Here is a 565-nt window from a genome sequence, read left to right as displayed (position 1 = left end):
CGTCTACTGCGACTGCATTTGGTTTTCCGACTTTCTCTGTCACCTTTGATACGATTGAATCCAACATACGACTGTCATGAACATTGCCACCTGTGACGAGTGACCCTAATATAAATCCTTTTGAATCGCAAGCTGTGTGAAATGAATAAGCAAATGATTTTTCACGTTCATCCTTAACATAATAGCCACTCTCTGGGTCAGTCGTACTGACCTTGATTTCTTTTTTCTCTTCTTTATTCTGTAGGGGTAACGGCTTTTTTCCATGTTCCTCACGATCAACATTGATCTCCTCATGAAGCTGATTTTGATAACTTCTCGTTTCCACTCGAACGATTTTCTTTTCATGTTTTTTCTTATTGGCGTTCGCTTTTACATGAGTTGAATCAATGAAGGCGATAGATGGGTCAACGAGTCCTTTTTTCATCGCTTCTCTTAAGATTCGATAAAAAATTTGTTCAAATAAATCTGTATCGTGGAAGCGTCTCACATAATTTTTACCGAAGGTAGAAAAGTGCGGAATTTTCTCAGAAAACCCATACCCAATAAACCAACGATAAGCAACATT

Annotated in this window: 1 protein-coding gene; it reads right to left on the bottom strand. The window is 38.2% G+C overall.

Going from position 1 to position 565, the window contains the following annotated elements:
* A partial coding sequence (locus WAX46_RS15685; RefSeq protein ID WP_336494319.1) for a transposase occupies positions 1-565 on the bottom strand: 565 nt, incomplete at both ends.

It is taken from the genome of Bacillus sp. FJAT-53060, assembly GCF_037104745.1.
In the GTDB taxonomy this organism is placed as follows: Bacteria; Bacillota; Bacilli; order Bacillales; family Bacillaceae; genus Bacillus; species Bacillus stratosphericus_B.
Note: the sequence above shows the minus strand (reverse complement) of the source record. Positions and strands in the feature narration are given on the sequence as shown.